This window comes from Thalassolituus sp., assembly GCF_034111725.1.
Taxonomy (GTDB): Bacteria; Pseudomonadota; Gammaproteobacteria; order Pseudomonadales; family Oceanobacteraceae; genus Thalassolituus.
Genome location: NZ_JAWUWR010000069.1, coordinates 1 through 15504, shown reverse-complemented (window position 1 = coordinate 15504; position 15504 = coordinate 1). Strand labels below are relative to the sequence as shown.

Sequence of the window (15504 nt, the reverse complement as noted above, 5' to 3'; positions counted from 1 at the left end):
TTTCGCTACCTCCTGAGGTAGAGTGGGTCAGAGAAAGGCGCAAAGATAGGCCGTTTTTCTGACGAGTACAGTGATAAAATTTTTCCTTTACGATAACAAAACATAATGAAAGTTTCATAAGCATCCATAGCTGCAACACTGAGGTGCAAGCCACGACCTTACAATTTCATCATCAGTCCGTTATCGTTGTGAGCATCCTACCGGAATATAGTTACAACTTCATGCTTAAGTTCTTCGAAAAACTCATACAACCTTACCCTGAAAATCAACCAGAACAGCCGCCAAAAGGGCTTTATGCGTTTTGTCGACACTACACGCGAGGGTTAGAAATACCCCTACTTTTAATGTCGTTTTTTACCGCCATGCTCGCCATATTAGAAGTTACTCTGTTCAGTTTTATGGGCGATCTGGTTGACTGGCTGACAGTACACACACCTGATAGTTTGCTCCAAGCGGAAGGTAAACATCTGATTTTTATGGCGATGATGGTGCTTGTCGCCCTGCCCGTAGTGGTACTTCTGCATGCTCTGCTGGTACATCAAACGTTACTCGGCAATTACCCGATGCGCATCCGCTGGCAATCACACCGCTATTTACTGAAGCAGAGCCTAGGATTCTATCAAGATGATTTTGCTGGCCGCTTAGCGCAGAAGGTAATGCAAACCTCTTTATCAGTGCGTGAAACCGTCATGAAACTACTCGATGTATTGGTTTACATCTTGGTCTATTTCACCTCGGTCCTTGTCATTATTGCCATCGCCGATATTCGGTTAATGTTCCCTATGCTGATTTGGCTGGGGCTATACATCGGCATTCAGTTTTACTTTGTACCACGTATGAAACAGGTCGCTACCGAACAAGCCGACGCGCGCTCAATGATGACCGGACGAATTGTCGACAGTTACACCAACATCCAAACGGTAAAGCTCTTCTCGCATACAGAGCTTGAAACCGAATATGCGCGACAAAGCATGGATGGCTTCTTGAATACGGTTTATCGCCAAATGCGTTTAGCCACAGGGCTTAACTTCAGCGTTAACCTAATTAACTATTTATTAGCTTTCACCATCGCCGCACTCTCGATTGCGTTATGGATGCAAGGTGCCATCAGTGTCGGGGCCATCGCCATCGCCATTAGCCTTGCCTTGCGTATCAACGGCATGGCGCAATGGATCATGTGGGAAATCGGTGCTCTATTCGAAAACATCGGCACCGTTGTCGACGGCATGAACACCCTATCCAAGCCGCAACAAATTACTGACGTTGCGAATGCACCTAAATTATCGGCTGAAAAAGGACGAATCGAATTACGCGACGTGTGTTTCTCTTATCAAGGCAACGACGACCAAATTCATCCCGTGTTTGAGCACCTAAACCTTGATATCAAACCGGGTGAAAAAATTGGTTTAGTTGGACGCTCGGGTGCAGGTAAATCGACCCTCGTTAATTTGTTACTGCGCTTTTACGACATTAATGACGGCCAAATCCTTATCGACGGACAAAACATTCGCCACGTTGAACAAGAAAGCCTGCGCGCTCAGATCGGCATGGTGACCCAAGATACCTCGTTACTGCATCGCAGTATCCGCGAAAACATCTTGTATGGTCGCCCGAATGCAACCGAAGCAGAATTACTAAGCGCAACCAAAAAAGCCGAGGCTCACGAATTTATAGCTGACCTGCATGATCCGCACGGCAATAGCGGCTACGACGCACAAGTCGGCGAACGTGGCGTTAAACTGTCTGGCGGCCAACGCCAACGAGTTGCCATTGCACGGGTGTTATTAAAAGACGCACCTATTCTTATTTTAGATGAGGCGACATCGGCGTTAGATTCGGAAGTTGAAGCGGCTATCCAAACCAGCCTCTATCGTCTGATGGAAAATAAAACGGTAATCGCCATTGCGCACCGTTTATCCACCATTGCCGCCATGGATCGTTTAATCGTCATGGATAAAGGCAAAATAGTAGAGCAAGGCAGCCACAGAGAACTGATAGAACAAGGTGGGATTTATGCGCAATTATGGGCACATCAAACCGGTGGGTTTATTGGTGATGCGTAGACTATTATTTTTCTGTCATTAATTTCACATTGAAATGTAAAGTTTAAGTCACCAGCCTGTCACTATTACTATCGACTATACATCCCCGATTGGGGAGCTCTAATAATTTTATAAGCGCAGTTTAGTGCGCACATGTTCCCCAAAACACAAATTTAATTTTGGGGAACGACATGAAAATCAAAGCTGTATTTCAACTCACAGCACTAGCTTCAGCCGTGTTTGCTGCATCTACTTTTGCTGCTGAAAACGTCACTGAAGAAATCATTGCCGTAGGGCAACCGATTGCTCAAGCCAACAACGTCACCGACGATAGTATGAAAGAGCAGCAGTCGGCCATGACAAGCGTATTTGCCAGCGTCGACAACTTACCTGGTATCTCAATTTCAGAAGGTGACACATTCGGTTCCGACGATTGGTCGACCACTGTTTCCATGCGTGGTTACAGCATCAACTTAAACGAGCAACAACTGGGTATGACCGTAGACGGCATTCCTAACGGTGGCTCGAACTATGGCGGCGGTACCAAAGCTAACCGTTTATTAGACGGTGAAAATATGCAGGGTATCGAGGTATATCAAGGCTCCGGTGCCATCTCTTCTGCATCACTCGACGCCCTTGGCGGCGTATTTAACTTCGTATCAAACGATCCTATGCGCGAAGAAAATGTGCGCGTAGCGTTGACCAATGGCGACTATAACGCCCGTCGTTATTTTGTTCGTGCCGACAGCGGTGAGCTCATGGCGAATACCTTCGGTTATGTATCCATGTCCGACTCCTACAACAATCGTTGGATTGGTGACGGTTCTAACGGCAATACACGTCGTCAGCACATCGAAGCAAAAGTGGTTTCCGAACAGAAAAACATGAACATGATGGGCCGTATCGTTTTTGATAATGCCGAAGAAGATAACTACAACGGTGTTTCTATTGCCCAGTTTGAACAGAACCCAGAATGGGACCGTTTAACTTGGCAGTGGACTGGCGACCCAGTTATCGATCAAAACTATGCAGAAGCTTGGTCAACTCTGCGTAAAAACTTAATGGCTTATGGTTCCGTTGAGTTTTTTGCGACTGAAAATTTGACCGTAACCTTAAAACCTTATTATCACTGGATGAAAGGCCGTGGTGATTGGATACCGCCTTACCTCGTAAATACTACGGGTAAAAATGGTGGTGCCTATGTAGATCGTTACACCTATGTCGATGACAGTGGTAACCCAGTAGCCGATGGCAGCTGTGTGGGAAGCGCCAGCGCAGGTTGTAACCCCGTGTCGTCTTATCGCCACACACATTATGATAAAGAACGCTTTGGCTTATTAACGGATGCCGACTTAATCATCAGCGATGCAAACAAAGCGAAAGCCGGTATTTGGATTGAAGATAGCCACCGTCCTGAAAGCCGCGATTGGCACGAAGTGCTCGACTCGCGTGTATATCACTACAACGATTTCGAACCATACTGGATTCAGTACAAGAACACATTCGACACCTTTACGGTTATGCCATACGTCCAAGACACCATGACATTAGGTGATCTCGAAGTAACCCTTGGGGTGAAGAAGTATTTCGTCGATATGGAATACACAAATGAATTTACTGGCGACAAAGTCTCAACCGACAGTAACTCAGATATTCTGCCGCAAGCGGGTTTTATTTATAACCTCACCCCTGAATTGGAACTGCACGGTAGTTATGCCGATAACTTTGCAGCCTTCCGTGATGAAATGTTGACTGGAAGCAAGGAATCTCTAAAGGAAGTAGAACCCGAAAAATCGACTAACGTCGATTTAGGTTTGCGTTATAACACAGGCGCGACTCAAGCTACGGTGGCGATTTATCAAGTCGATTTTGCTAACCGCATTACCTATATCTCAGGCGCAGCAGCCGCGGGAATTGACTACCTTAATGAAGCCAGCGGTGCTTATCTCAACGTCGGTGGTATCGACTCATACGGTATTGAAACCAGCGTGCGTCAAATGCTGACGACTAATTGGGATGTTTATGCGTCTTACACTTACAACAACTCAGAATACAAGAAAGATGTCGACACCGATGGTGATGGCAACTTGGATGTTGTTGGCGGTAATAAGGTTGCGGCATCCGTCAAAAACTTAGCCGTGCTGAGCTTAAACTACAGTAATGAGCGTTATCACTCTTCGTTGAGCACTAAGTATACTGGCTCTCGTTACGGTGACTTTGCCAACGCCGACCAACTAGACGCATACGCAGTGGTTGATTTCAGCCTAGGTTATGCCAAAGAAGTTGACGGTGGTTTATTCAAACGCGCAGCAATCGATTTAGTTATTAACAACCTCTTAGACGAAAGCTATCTCGGTGGTGGTATTGAAGGTTCTTACTTCATTGGTGCAGCCCGTACAGCCTCAGCTACTTTAGCTCTAGACTTCTAATTTAGACCATCGAAAAAGCCGGTTTTATAACCGGCTTTTTTTGTTGTTAATTACCGCGAGATTCTAGTGATGAAAACAATATTCTCTACTTTGATATTTTTACTCTGTGCTCATTCGAGCTATGCCGCTGAGAATTTAATACTCATATCCGTCGATGGTTTGCGCTGGCAAGAAACCTTTACTGGTGCAGATAAAGACCTCATTGAAAATAAAGAATTCGTAAAAGACAGCGAGATATTAAAAACTAATTTATGGCGAGATAGCGCCGAAGAACGCCGAAAAACACTCATGCCCTTCTTATGGAATACCATCATTCCCAATGGTGTCATCATAGGTAACCGTGCCAATGGCAGCTTTATGGACGTCGCGAATCCTTGGTATTTCTCTTATCCGGGTTACAACGAGATGCTTACCGGTGCCGCTGATCCTGAAATCAATTCCAACAAAAAGATAGCCAACAAAAACGTTACCTTTTTAGAGTGGGCCAATAATCAGCCGCAATACAAAGGTAAGGTTGCAGCCTTTGGTAGCTGGGATGTGTTCCCGTATATTCTCAATACTAAGCGCAGCCAATTACCAGTTTACGCCGGTTTTATGCCTGCAGAAGGAAAAAAAATAACAGCAAAAGAACAATTCTTGAATGAACTGCAAGCAGAAGTTCCAAGCCCATGGGATAACGTACGTTTAGATGCCTTCACCTATGGTTTTGCGGCAGAATACATCAAGCGTGAACAGCCCAACATTATTTATATCAGCTTAGGAGAAACCGACGATTTTGCGCACGATGGCGATTATGACCATTACCTATATTCAGCGCAAAGAGACGACGCCTTTATTGGCAAGCTATGGGCACTTCTGCAGTCGTTGCCTCAGTATAAAAATAACACCAATTTGCTCATCACTTCGGATCACGGTCGCGGCAAAACCGCAGCCGATTGGCAGCATCATGCATCCAAGCGTGCGGTTGAAGTTTATATGAAAGATCTATCGGAAACGTATCCAAACGGCATCGAAGGTTCACAAAGCACTTGGTTCGCTGCCATGGGGCCGGATATTCGTACTGCCGGTGAAATAAAACCAGAAAATACAATTCACTTACAACAAGTAACTGCTACTGCGCTGCGTACTTTAGGTATTAACCCAAAAGATTTTAGCGCGTCAGCAGCCCCAGCTATCACCGAAGCACTTAAGTAAGGAATTTATTATGTTGTTACGCTCAATCGTAATAATCGCGGCTTTATCCAGTACTTCCGCATGGGCGCAAGAACCAACACGTATTTTGTTTGGTTCTTGCATGCATCAAGACAAACCCACCACCATTTTAACAGCCATCAATAAAGTCGATGCCGATCTATTTGTTTTTTTAGGAGACAATATTTACGGCGATACAGAAGACATGGCTATTTTAAAGAAAAAATACACCAAACTAGGTAGCAAACCAGAACTCGTAAAACTGCGTGAACGTATGCCTGTTATCGCTATCTGGGATGACCATGATTTTGGTGAAAACGACGCTGGTATAGAATATCCGAAGAAAGAAGAATCGCGCCAAATCATGTTAGATTTTTGGGGCGCTGAACCAGACGATATTCGTCGCACTCAAGCGGATGGTATATACACCAGTTACTGGCTAAAAAAAGATGGGAAACGCGTTCACGTTATTCTTCCCGATTTACGCTGGAATCGTGAAGCATTAACGTCTGTCGATCGTGTAACCTACGATAAAGAGAAAGCACCGAAACATCTGGGGCCTTACCTTCCTGCAGTTGGCCGTTCTATGCTGGGTGAACATCAATGGCAATGGCTCGAAGCTGAGCTACAAAAGCCTGCTGACCTAACGATTATGGGCTCTAGTATTCAAGCACTTTCAGATTTTACTGGCTGGGAGTCGTGGGCCAATTTCCCCGATGACCGTAATCGGTTGTTAACATTGGTGGAAGAGAAGAATCTGCATAACCTAATTCTTATCAGTGGTGATACGCACTGGGGCGAATTTAGCAAAGTAGACGTGAATGGCATACCACTATGGGAACTGACCAGCTCAGGTTTGGATATGGAATGGAAGCAAGTGAGTCCGAACCAAAATCGCATTGGAAAAGACTATAGCTCGGTCAACTTCGGTGACATTTTAGTCGACTGGGACAATCGTTTAGTCACCATGACTCTAAGAGACGAAAAAGGTAACTCTTTCGCTAGTCACGAGTTAGCGCTAAGCAAATAATCACTGCGGCGGATAATTAGAAGAAGCTAAGCTGCCCCTGCATTTATACAGGGGCAGTTTTTAGATGCAGTAAAAAATAATTACTTAAAACTCGTACGATCAATAAACGGCTTCGGCTCTGTCCCTTTCGCTCGTAAACCATTCTCGATAGCTATTCTATTGTTTTTGCGCACTAATAAACGACCCTGTACCCAACGTTCCCAGCGCAATGCTTTGTTGGTATCGGCCTTCCATGTTTTCTTAAATAGATATTTGGTTGCAGCAATGGCATCTGGGGATTTTTCGCAGATGGTATTCGCCAGTGCTTCTGCTTCTGCCATAGGGTCATCGGCTAACTTACTGATCAGCCCATACTCGTGACCTTCAATTGCGCTGAACTGACGTCCCGTCATGGTGAGCTCTTGCGCAATATCGACGCGGGTTAAACGCGATAATGTTACCATGCCGCTCATGTCAGGGATTAAGCCCCATTTCATTTCCATAATGCACAGGTTGGCATCTGGGGTCGCAATGCGGTAATCCGTCGCCAAAATGATCTGCATACCACCGCCAAAGCAGTTGCCGTGAATAACGGAAATAACCGGCACAGGTAAGTCGCGCCAGCAATGGGCAATCTCTTGCGCTAAGTTTTGCTTGCGCCACGGCCAGCGTAAAAACAACTTAGGCAGCATGCTTGGACTTTTACTCACCGATTTAAAATCTAAGCCAGCACAGAATGACTCTCCGCGAGCAGCCAAAATCACAGCTCGCACAGAACGATTTTTACGCAGTTTTTTTGCTGTTGCGACCATGTCATGAAACATCGCCATATCTAGGCCGTTAAGCTTATCGGGACGATTAAGATACACATAAGCTATGTGTCCACGAATCTCGCATTCAATGCGTGACTGCTGAGCGCTGGCTGAAGTCATAAAATAGGCCTGCTGATTATCATTGATAAAAATAGGGGATCATAATTTCACACGCATAGAACGGGTGCTATGACCAAAGCAGACGATTTGATGTTCAATCAGCTCAAATAGAAAGATTAGGAGAGAAGATAGCCCCGCAATGATTCACGCGGCTATCTCGCAAGCGTTAGTTCGACGTCCAACCCGCGGCGTTTTCGTTTACCAAGGCGGCCATCATGGCGATATGATCAGGCCGATCATTTAGGCATGGAATGTAGTGATAATCTTTACCACCGGCGTGGATGAAGGTTTCACGGTTTTCGACCTCTAATTCCTCTAGAGTTTCTAAGCAGTCCGCCGCAAACGCTGGGCTAATCACATCAACGCGCCCAACGCCTTCTTTACCCCAAGCAATCAAGGTGTGATCGGTATAAGGTTTCACCCACTCTTCACGGCCAAAGCGCGATTGAAAACTGCAGATCCAAGCGCCTTCTTTTAAGCCTAGCTCTAACGCCAGTGCCGCCGCAGTTGCACGGCATTGGCTAGGGTATGGATCGCCCTTCTTTTCATACCGCTCAGGAATACCGTGAAAGGACATCATCAAGCGATCACCTTGGCCATGCGCTTGCCAATACTCGCGCACCGAATTCGCTAAGGCTTGGATATATAGAGGGTATACATGGTAATCGGTAATCCAACGCGATGCCGGAATGTGCGGGCAAGGCCCCAATGCATTGGCATAACGATCATGCACTGCCGCCGTTGTTGAAGAGGAATTCTGTGGGTACAAGGGCAAAATAACTAAGCGTTCCGCACCGGCTTGACGCAATTGCTGCCCTGCTTGCTCCATAGTGGGCTCTCCATAGGTCATGGCTAGCGCCACTGGAATATCCTGTCCGTATTCGTTACTCAAATGCTTAGCCAGCGCTTTTTGCTGATCCTTCGAGATACACATCAACGGTGAGCCGTCTTCACGCCAGACACTCGCGTAGGCCTTGGCAACGCGACGAGGACGAATACGCAGAATAACGCCGTGCAAAACTAACCACCATAACCAACGCGGAGCGTCGACCACACGACGATCACCCAAAAATTCCGCTAAGTATTCTCTAACGGCCTTAGGGGTGGGCGCTGTCGGCGTTCCAAGATTGACCAGCAACACACCAAAAGGGGGCTTTTTCACGGACATTTCCTCCTGCTTTGCAGAAAATAGCTTTTGTATCAGTCTTGTCTAAGTTTATCCGAACCTGTTGATCAGGTCATCTTGAATCCTTTCGGTTCACTCCGCCCTTTTTTAGGTCGCAACTCACATCAATAGTGCATCTCTGCACAGCTCTGGCTCAATATCCTTAGTAAATCTTTAAATATCGATAGAATTCTAGCGAATTCGAATAGTGGCATATGCATTGCAAAACCTATCTAACGAGATCATGCAGACACTATCATGCACCAACAATATTCTGCCCCAAACCTCTACGATGAAATGTTTTCCAGTGACGGTAACTGTCGCGCCCATTATCAAGCCTTTGCAGATTGGTTGAGCGATATAACGCCCGAACAATTACAACAGAAAAAACAAGAAGCCGATTTACTCTTCCACCGCGTTGGTATCACCTTTAATGTCTATGGTGAAGATGCGGGAACCGAACGCCTAATCCCCTTCGATTCAGTGCCTCGCATTATTCCAGCATCAGAGTGGGCGATGTTAGAACGCGGGATGCGCCAACGTGTAGCCGCACTCAATGCGTTTTTATACGACATTTATCACGATCAAAATATTATTCGCGCAGGCATTATTCCCGCAGAACAAGTATTTGCTAACGATCAGTTCCAGCCCTGTATGCAAGGTTTAAATTTACCCGGTAATATCTATGCGCATATCACCGGGGTCGACTTGATCCGCAATGATGCTGGCGACTATTTTGTATTAGAAGACAACCTAAGAACGCCATCGGGTGTTTCTTATATGATGGAAAATCGCAAGATGATGATGCGATTATTTCCCGAGTTATTCAGTCGTCACGCCATAGCGCCCGTATCACACTACCCAGCATTATTACTCAAAACACTACGAGAAAGTTCTGCAGTCGATAATCCCTGCGTCGTAGTTCTAACGCCCGGTAGATACAACAGTGCGTATTTTGAGCATGCTTTTTTAGCGCAGCAAATGGGCGTGGAATTAGTCGAAGGCCAAGACCTATTCGTGAAAAATGGCTTCGTATACATGCGTACCACGCTTGGGCCTCAGCGTGTTGACGTGATTTATCGACGTTTAGACGATGCGTTTTTAGATCCGCTAACCTTTAATGCTGGGTCTATGTTGGGTGTTCCTGGGCTAACATCTGTTTATCGTGCCGGTAATATCGTTCTAACGAATGCTATCGGCACCGGCGTTGCTGACGATAAATCAATCTACCCATTTGTTCCCGATATGATTCGCTTTTATCTCAGCGAAGAACCCATTCTAAACAATGTACCAACCTACCAATGCCGTAAAGCCGATGATTTAAAATATACGCTCGATAATTTAGATAAACTCGTCGTAAAAGAAGTACATGGCGCTGGCGGCTACGGCATGTTGATTGGCCCTAAAGCGACGAAACAAGAAATCGAAAACTTTAGAGCACAACTTAAAAGCAATCCGGCCAATTATATATCTCAGCCAACTTTATCTTTGTCGTCATGTCCTACATTTGTTGATGAAGGAGTGGCACCTCGGCATATAGATCTACGCCCTTTCCTTCTTACCGGAAAAGAAACTCATCTAGTACCAGGAGGATTAACTCGAGTGGCATTAACAGAAGGTTCACTCGTTGTTAACTCCTCCCAAGGCGGAGGCACCAAAGACACTTGGATTCTGGAGGATGAATTATGCTAAGCCGGACTGCGAGCGAACTTTACTGGTTATCACGCTATTTAGAGCGTGCGGAAAATACGGTACGCATGCTCGACGTTAGCTTCACCGTTTCCATGATGCCAAACAAAGAAATTGCCGAACAAGAATTAATAGCGCCACTGAAAATATCATCCACCTATGAAGATTTTATGGAACGCTACGGCATCGTTAATCGCGATACTATTTTGCAATTTTTCGCACTAGACACATTAAATCCAAGTAGCGTTATTAGCTGTATCAATAGTGCCCGCGACAACGCTAAGTCAGTGCGCGGTAAAATCAGTAGCGAAAGCTGGGAAGCCATTAATTCAACCTGGATTGAGCTTCAAGCCATGAAGCGCTCCGGTAGCGTTGGCGATGCCAGTCGCTTTTTCGATTGGGTAAAAGAACGCAGTCATTTGTATCGCGGCGCTGTTTATGGCACCAGTTTGCGTAACGATGCTTTTCGCTTTCTGCGCTTAGGAACATTTTTAGAACGCGCGGACAACACCGCCCGAATTCTCGACGTTAAATATCAAATCGAAAACCAACAAGATGACGAAGGTTCGCTTGAATATTACCGTTGGGTCGCCGTACTGCGATCACTCGGAGCTTACGAAGCCTACCAAGATATTTTTGGCGACCGCATAACCCCAGAAAAAGTCGCGCAGCTACTTATCCTGCGCGCAGAAGTACCACGATCTATTCGAGCATGCTTAGAAGCCACCAACGATATTCTGCAAGACATCGAAGGTAAATCAGGGCAAGCCGCCAAACGCTTAGTAGCCGTGCAGTATGCACGCATTCAATTTGGTGACAGTGACTATATTTTTCGCGAAACAGGATTGCACTCCTATCTAACCGATTTTCTCGCACGCATAGAAACCATCGCCAACAGCATTCATACCGCTTACATGGAAGCGGTATAAACGGAGAAAGCCTATGAAACTCGCAATTGAACACACGACACATTTCGAGTTCGACGAAAGTACACGCCACAGCGTGCAATATTTACGACTCACCCCTTTCGATAGTGGGCGACAAAAGGTTTTGAACTGGTCTCTATCCTTGCCGACAGACGCCAGTGAAATTACTGATGGATATGGCAACGTCATGCATGTTTTCACCATCGACGAACCACATAGCAACTTTGATATAACCGTTTCTGGAGAAATTGAAATTATGGACGACTTACTCGAAGACGATGATCACGAACTATCCCCGTTTGTGTACCTGCGCCAAAGCGATCTGACCAAACCAGATAAAGCCTTGCGCGACTACATGACCACAAGCCCACAATTTACCAGCACACATGATGGCTTATGTGGACTCATCAACGATCTGCAAACACGCTTACGCAAAGAATCGACCCCGAACACGGATCCTTCAAGTGCAGCCGACGCCTTTGCACACTTGTGGGGTGATAGCATCTCTGCCACTCATGTATTCCTATCGTGCTGCCGTTATACCGGTGTTCCAGCTCGCTATGTCAGCGGCTACCTGTATAGTCCAGACGCGAAAGAGATGAAAAGTCATCAGTGGGCTGAAGCTTGGTTAGACGACGGCTGGCATACATTCGACGTACAACTCGGTTTGACGACTCCGAGCCGTCATCTAAAGTTAGCCGTGGGATTGGATCATCTCGACGCCTGCCCGCTACGCAGTGTAAAATCCGGCCACGGCACGGAAGCATTTTCTGCGATACCTAACAGGCGCAAAACCGGATAGGAATACCGGCTAATCATCTAGCAGGCTAAGTTATGACATATTGTGTTGCGCTCAAACTTCGAGAAGGTTTGGTTTTGTGCTCAGATTCTCGTACCAATGCGGGCGTTGACCACATTGCGAGCTTTCGTAAACTGAGCGTATTCGACATCCCCGGTGATCGAGTCATTTTTCTGCAATGTGCAGGCAACTTGGCCAGTACGCAAAGCGTAATCAACATCCTGCGTCATGGTATTCAGCATGAAGAACGCCACATACTCAATGTTAGTTCGCTATTTGAAGTAGCCGAACTGATTGGGCGAACGATTCGCCACGTTATTAGCCGCGACGAAGGCCAGAATCAGGGGATCGATTTTGGTTGCAACATATTGGTAAGCGGTCAAATCAAAGGCGATGAGCCAAGTCTTTTTCATGTTTACCCACAAGGTAACTTTATTGAAGCGACTGAAGACACACCATATTTTCAGATTGGTGAGAGCAAGTATGGCAAGCCGATTCTTGATCGGGTTATTACCTGGGAAACTCCGCTAGCCAAAGGCATCCAATGCGCGTTGATCTCAATGGACTCAACGTTACGCAGTAACCTGTCAGTAGGTATGCCACTCGATACGATTTCATATCCGGCCAATCTTCTCGACAACCCTGGCATTCGCCGCTTAGATGAAAATGACGAGCATTTTCTAAAGCTACGCACTGCTTGGTCCGATGGCTTGAAGAATCTTTTTAATGAACTGCCAGAGTTTTTCTAAGCAGACTTGGAATCCAAAATGAAATTTCTATTGTTGTCGGGTAGCTTTCGCAAAAACAGTTACAGCCTTGGTTTATTAGATGTCGTTAGCGAGCTATTAATTGCTCACCAAACCGCGCGACCACAGCTTGATAACTTGCCGTTCTATTCCGACGACATAGAGATAAATGACACAGCAATGAGTGCTCTCATCGCTCAAATCGAAGACGCAGACGGCATTATTGTCTGCACCCCAGAATACAATCATAGTATTCCGGCGGTACTTAAAAACGCGATTGATTGGGCGTCACGTCCGGCTTTTAATTCTTGTTTAAAAGATAAGCCAGTCACTTTTATTACCCAAGCGGTTAGCCCAGTTGGAGGCGCTCGTGCACAAGCGCATTTAAAGCTGGTGTTCGATGCTTGCCTATCTAAACTACATAACAGCCATGAAATGATGATTGCCGGAATAAATCAGAAGTTTAATGCTGAGATGCAACTTACTGATGAGCAAACTCGCCAACGTCTGCAACGACATCTAGACGGGTTTATTCAGTTTATCGAGCGTTAAAACGCTTACAGGTAAAATCAAGAAACCGCTCTACTCTTTCTCTGCAGTCAGGGGTTAGCCCAACTAGGCGCACGCGTCTGTCTGCACTCGATTCATGTTCCATTATCATGCCCAAATCAATGGCACGTTGAACATACTTTACTGCCGTTCTACGGCTGATCTCGGGCATAAACTCATACAGTTCTGTCTTCGTTAGAGCCAATTCACGCTTTAACCACATCTTAGTGAAAAGATCGTAATAGTTAAGATCGTGCAGTGAGATATCAGAAAACACACCCGCCCAAAAGACATCAATATCTAAAATCGCCAAGGCCGCTTCGGTGCGTGCGCTTTGGCTGAAACTAGCCCCCATAAATAAATTCCCTCTGACTAAATATGGTGCAACTTAGAATTCCTCCAGCACCTCAATGGCGCAATATTAGCAGAGCTAATGAACAATTCCTAAAACAGTAAACCTCACATTTACATGCAAAGCTACACTATATGCAACTTTGCACTTAATGGCATAGACATTGCTAAATCAATCACTATCGCCAATTGCCTTGGATTTTATGCATGAAATTTTCTTTGTTTAAAACACTGTGGGGACACAATGATTCAATTGCATCCGGTGCTTTATTGGCTCAAGAGGCCGGCTTCCAAGGAATTGAAGCACCAGCATCAATCAACCCGGATATATTCAACCAACTAGCGAACGCATTGGATGAATATCAGCTCGACTACATTTGCGAAATTTGTACTGCTGGTAGTTATGTACCTGATCGCCACGCAACACCCGAAGAGCACTTAGCCGATCTTGATAGAAAAATTAAACACGCAAAATCACTCAATCCACGCTTTTACAACGTGATGGGCGGTTGCGATGCGTGGCCTTTAGCTGTGCAAATCGATTTTTTCAAACGCGCACAAGAAGTCGCTGATAAAAATGAAGTGATCTGTAGTTTCGAAACCCATCGCGGCCGGTCTTTCTTTAATCCTTGGGTAACCCGGGATGTCCTCGAACAACTACCAGACTTGCGCATAACTTGCGACTTTAGCCACTGGGTCGTGGTGTGCGAACGCTTAATGGATAGCGAATGGGACATCATATTACAAGCTGCGCAACAAGCTCATCACGTGCATGGACGCGTTGGCTACGATCAAGGCCCACAAGTTCCTCATCCGGCCGCGCCAGAATACGCAGAGGCTCTCGCTTCTCATGAGCGTTGCTGGCAAGCCATTTGGGCAGCACAGAAAAATAGAGGCTACGACACCACAACCATGACACCCGAGTTCGGCCCCGACGGCTATTTGCACTGCTTACCCTTTACCAATGCACCAGTGGCCGACTTATGGGAAGTCAATCGTTGGATTGGCGATCGTCAACGTAATAATTTTGAACAATGGGCAACAAGCTCTAACAACACACGATGAACAGCGTAAACGAATAAAAGAGGCGTCTTAGTTATGGTATCAATGAAATCTCTATTGCGTGATCCTGATGGATTATGGCCTACCATTGCGGCGATATCCTACATCGCCGTAACCTACGTCGGCGGATGGATTGCATTATTTCAAGAAAGCATTTTCTTCTTTATTTTAGGTACTCTGGCATTAGCGCATAGCATGACGATTGCTGCTTACTTAATGCACGATTGCGGTCACAACTGTATTTTCAAAAAGACTGAATACAACACTCTATTAGGGCGCATGTTAAATGCTATTTGTGGTAGTAACTATGGTACTTATGAAGACATGCGCTACAAACATATGCGCCATCATATCGACAACTGCGAACCGCTCATTTTTGATTATCGTGCTTGGCTAAATCGAAATCCAAGAATTGAAAAAGTTATCAACGCACTCGAATGGGCTTATATTCCCGCAGTTGAATTTCTTATGCATGGCATGCAAGTTATTGCACCGTTTGTATACGACGATAAAAGAGATCAACGTACTCGAGTAATCATAATTACAGCCGTTCGCGTAAGTCTATTTACAGCTGTTCTTTGGTTTTCACCTTTAGCAGCGCTGGGCTACTTTTT

14 protein-coding genes are annotated in these 15504 nt (G+C 45.7%); 11 read left to right on the top strand and 3 right to left on the bottom strand.

The window, feature by feature from the left end; all coding sequences use genetic code 11:
• The first annotated feature begins 221 nt into the window (after positions 1–221).
• From UXZ23_RS11790 to UXZ23_RS11775, 4 genes are all read left to right on the top strand, one after another.
• Positions 222–2063 (top strand): ABC transporter ATP-binding protein, encoded by a 1842-nt coding sequence (locus UXZ23_RS11790; protein ID WP_320820810.1) that lies wholly within the window; start codon positions 222–224, stop codon positions 2061–2063.
• A gap of 170 nt (positions 2064–2233) precedes the next feature.
• Complete coding sequence (locus UXZ23_RS11785) at positions 2234–4471, top strand: TonB-dependent receptor domain-containing protein (RefSeq protein WP_320820762.1); 2238 nt, start codon at positions 2234–2236, stop codon at positions 4469–4471.
• A 69-nt stretch (positions 4472–4540) separates the two neighbouring features.
• On the top strand, positions 4541–5665 hold the full coding sequence (locus tag UXZ23_RS11780) for an alkaline phosphatase family protein (protein WP_320820761.1): 1125 nt from the start codon (positions 4541–4543) through the stop codon (positions 5663–5665).
• Between the two features lie 10 nt (positions 5666–5675).
• Entirely contained in the window at positions 5676–6692 is a 1017-nt protein-coding gene (locus tag UXZ23_RS11775) for an alkaline phosphatase D family protein (RefSeq protein WP_320820760.1), read from the top strand.
• Positions 6693–6772: 80 nt separating this feature from the next.
• Here UXZ23_RS11775 and UXZ23_RS11770 read toward each other — a convergent pair whose 3' ends face one another.
• Both UXZ23_RS11770 and hemH read right to left on the bottom strand, forming a co-directional pair.
• Complete coding sequence (locus UXZ23_RS11770) at positions 6773–7603, bottom strand: crotonase/enoyl-CoA hydratase family protein (RefSeq protein ID WP_320820759.1); 831 nt, start codon at positions 7601–7603, stop codon at positions 6773–6775.
• Positions 7604–7769: 166 nt separating this feature from the next.
• Entirely contained in the window at positions 7770–8765 is a 996-nt protein-coding gene (hemH, locus tag UXZ23_RS11765) for a ferrochelatase (RefSeq protein ID WP_320820758.1), read from the bottom strand.
• A gap of 261 nt (positions 8766–9026) precedes the next feature.
• Here hemH and UXZ23_RS11760 point away from each other — a divergent pair, with 261 nt between their 5' ends.
• From UXZ23_RS11760 to UXZ23_RS11740, 5 genes are read left to right on the top strand one after another with little or no spacing between them, the layout of a single operon-like run.
• Positions 9027–10460, top strand: a complete 1434-nt coding sequence (locus UXZ23_RS11760; RefSeq protein ID WP_320820757.1) for a circularly permuted type 2 ATP-grasp protein — start codon at positions 9027–9029, stop codon at positions 10458–10460.
• Positions 10454–11386, top strand: a complete 933-nt coding sequence (locus tag UXZ23_RS11755) for an alpha-E domain-containing protein (RefSeq protein ID WP_320820756.1) — start codon at positions 10454–10456, stop codon at positions 11384–11386. The genes UXZ23_RS11760 and UXZ23_RS11755 overlap by 7 nt, the downstream gene beginning before the upstream one ends.
• Positions 11387–11399: 13 nt before the next feature.
• Positions 11400–12185 (top strand): transglutaminase family protein, encoded by a 786-nt coding sequence (locus UXZ23_RS11750; RefSeq protein ID WP_015486046.1) that lies wholly within the window; start codon positions 11400–11402, stop codon positions 12183–12185.
• A 32-nt stretch (positions 12186–12217) separates the two neighbouring features.
• Positions 12218–12931: a proteasome-type protease gene (locus UXZ23_RS11745; RefSeq protein ID WP_320820755.1), complete on the top strand. Its 714-nt coding sequence runs from the start codon at positions 12218–12220 to the stop codon at positions 12929–12931.
• A gap of 18 nt (positions 12932–12949) precedes the next feature.
• The gene (locus UXZ23_RS11740; protein WP_320820754.1) at positions 12950–13480 is read left to right on the top strand and encodes an NADPH-dependent FMN reductase; all 531 of its coding nucleotides are present in this window, start codon (positions 12950–12952) and stop codon (positions 13478–13480) included.
• Here UXZ23_RS11740 and UXZ23_RS11735 read toward each other — a convergent pair.
• Positions 13467–13832 (bottom strand): MarR family transcriptional regulator, encoded by a 366-nt coding sequence (locus UXZ23_RS11735; protein WP_320820753.1) that lies wholly within the window; start codon positions 13830–13832, stop codon positions 13467–13469. The two genes, UXZ23_RS11740 and UXZ23_RS11735, sit on opposite strands and share 14 nt — an antisense overlap.
• A gap of 203 nt (positions 13833–14035) precedes the next feature.
• On the opposite strand from UXZ23_RS11735, the gene UXZ23_RS11730 reads away from it, so the two are divergent.
• Both UXZ23_RS11730 and UXZ23_RS11725 read left to right on the top strand, forming a co-directional pair.
• Positions 14036–14893, top strand: a complete 858-nt coding sequence (locus tag UXZ23_RS11730) for a sugar phosphate isomerase/epimerase family protein (RefSeq protein ID WP_320820752.1) — start codon at positions 14036–14038, stop codon at positions 14891–14893.
• A 33-nt stretch (positions 14894–14926) separates the two neighbouring features.
• On the top strand, positions 14927–15504 hold a 578-nt coding region (locus UXZ23_RS11725; protein ID WP_320820751.1), incomplete at its 3' end, for a fatty acid desaturase.

Bases quoted from the DNA above. Each gene is read 5' to 3' on its own strand.
- UXZ23_RS11790 (WP_320820810.1), top strand. From the start codon at position 222: ATGCTTAAGTTCTTCGAAAAACTCATACAACCTTACCCTGAAAATCAA.
- UXZ23_RS11785 (WP_320820762.1), top strand. From the start codon at position 2,234: ATGAAAATCAAAGCTGTATTTCAACTCACAGCACTAGCTTCAGCCGTG.
- UXZ23_RS11780 (WP_320820761.1), top strand. From the start codon at position 4,541: ATGAAAACAATATTCTCTACTTTGATATTTTTACTCTGTGCTCATTCG.
- UXZ23_RS11775 (WP_320820760.1), top strand. From the start codon at position 5,676: ATGTTGTTACGCTCAATCGTAATAATCGCGGCTTTATCCAGTACTTCC.
- UXZ23_RS11770 (WP_320820759.1), bottom strand. From the start codon at position 7,603: ATGACTTCAGCCAGCGCTCAGCAGTCACGCATTGAATGCGAGATTCGT.
- UXZ23_RS11760 (WP_320820757.1), top strand. From the start codon at position 9,027: ATGCACCAACAATATTCTGCCCCAAACCTCTACGATGAAATGTTTTCC.
- UXZ23_RS11755 (WP_320820756.1), top strand. From the start codon at position 10,454: ATGCTAAGCCGGACTGCGAGCGAACTTTACTGGTTATCACGCTATTTA.
- UXZ23_RS11750 (WP_015486046.1), top strand. From the start codon at position 11,400: ATGAAACTCGCAATTGAACACACGACACATTTCGAGTTCGACGAAAGT.
- UXZ23_RS11745 (WP_320820755.1), top strand. From the start codon at position 12,218: ATGACATATTGTGTTGCGCTCAAACTTCGAGAAGGTTTGGTTTTGTGC.
- UXZ23_RS11740 (WP_320820754.1), top strand. From the start codon at position 12,950: ATGAAATTTCTATTGTTGTCGGGTAGCTTTCGCAAAAACAGTTACAGC.
- UXZ23_RS11735 (WP_320820753.1), bottom strand. From the start codon at position 13,832: ATGGGGGCTAGTTTCAGCCAAAGCGCACGCACCGAAGCGGCCTTGGCG.
- UXZ23_RS11730 (WP_320820752.1), top strand. From the start codon at position 14,036: ATGAAATTTTCTTTGTTTAAAACACTGTGGGGACACAATGATTCAATT.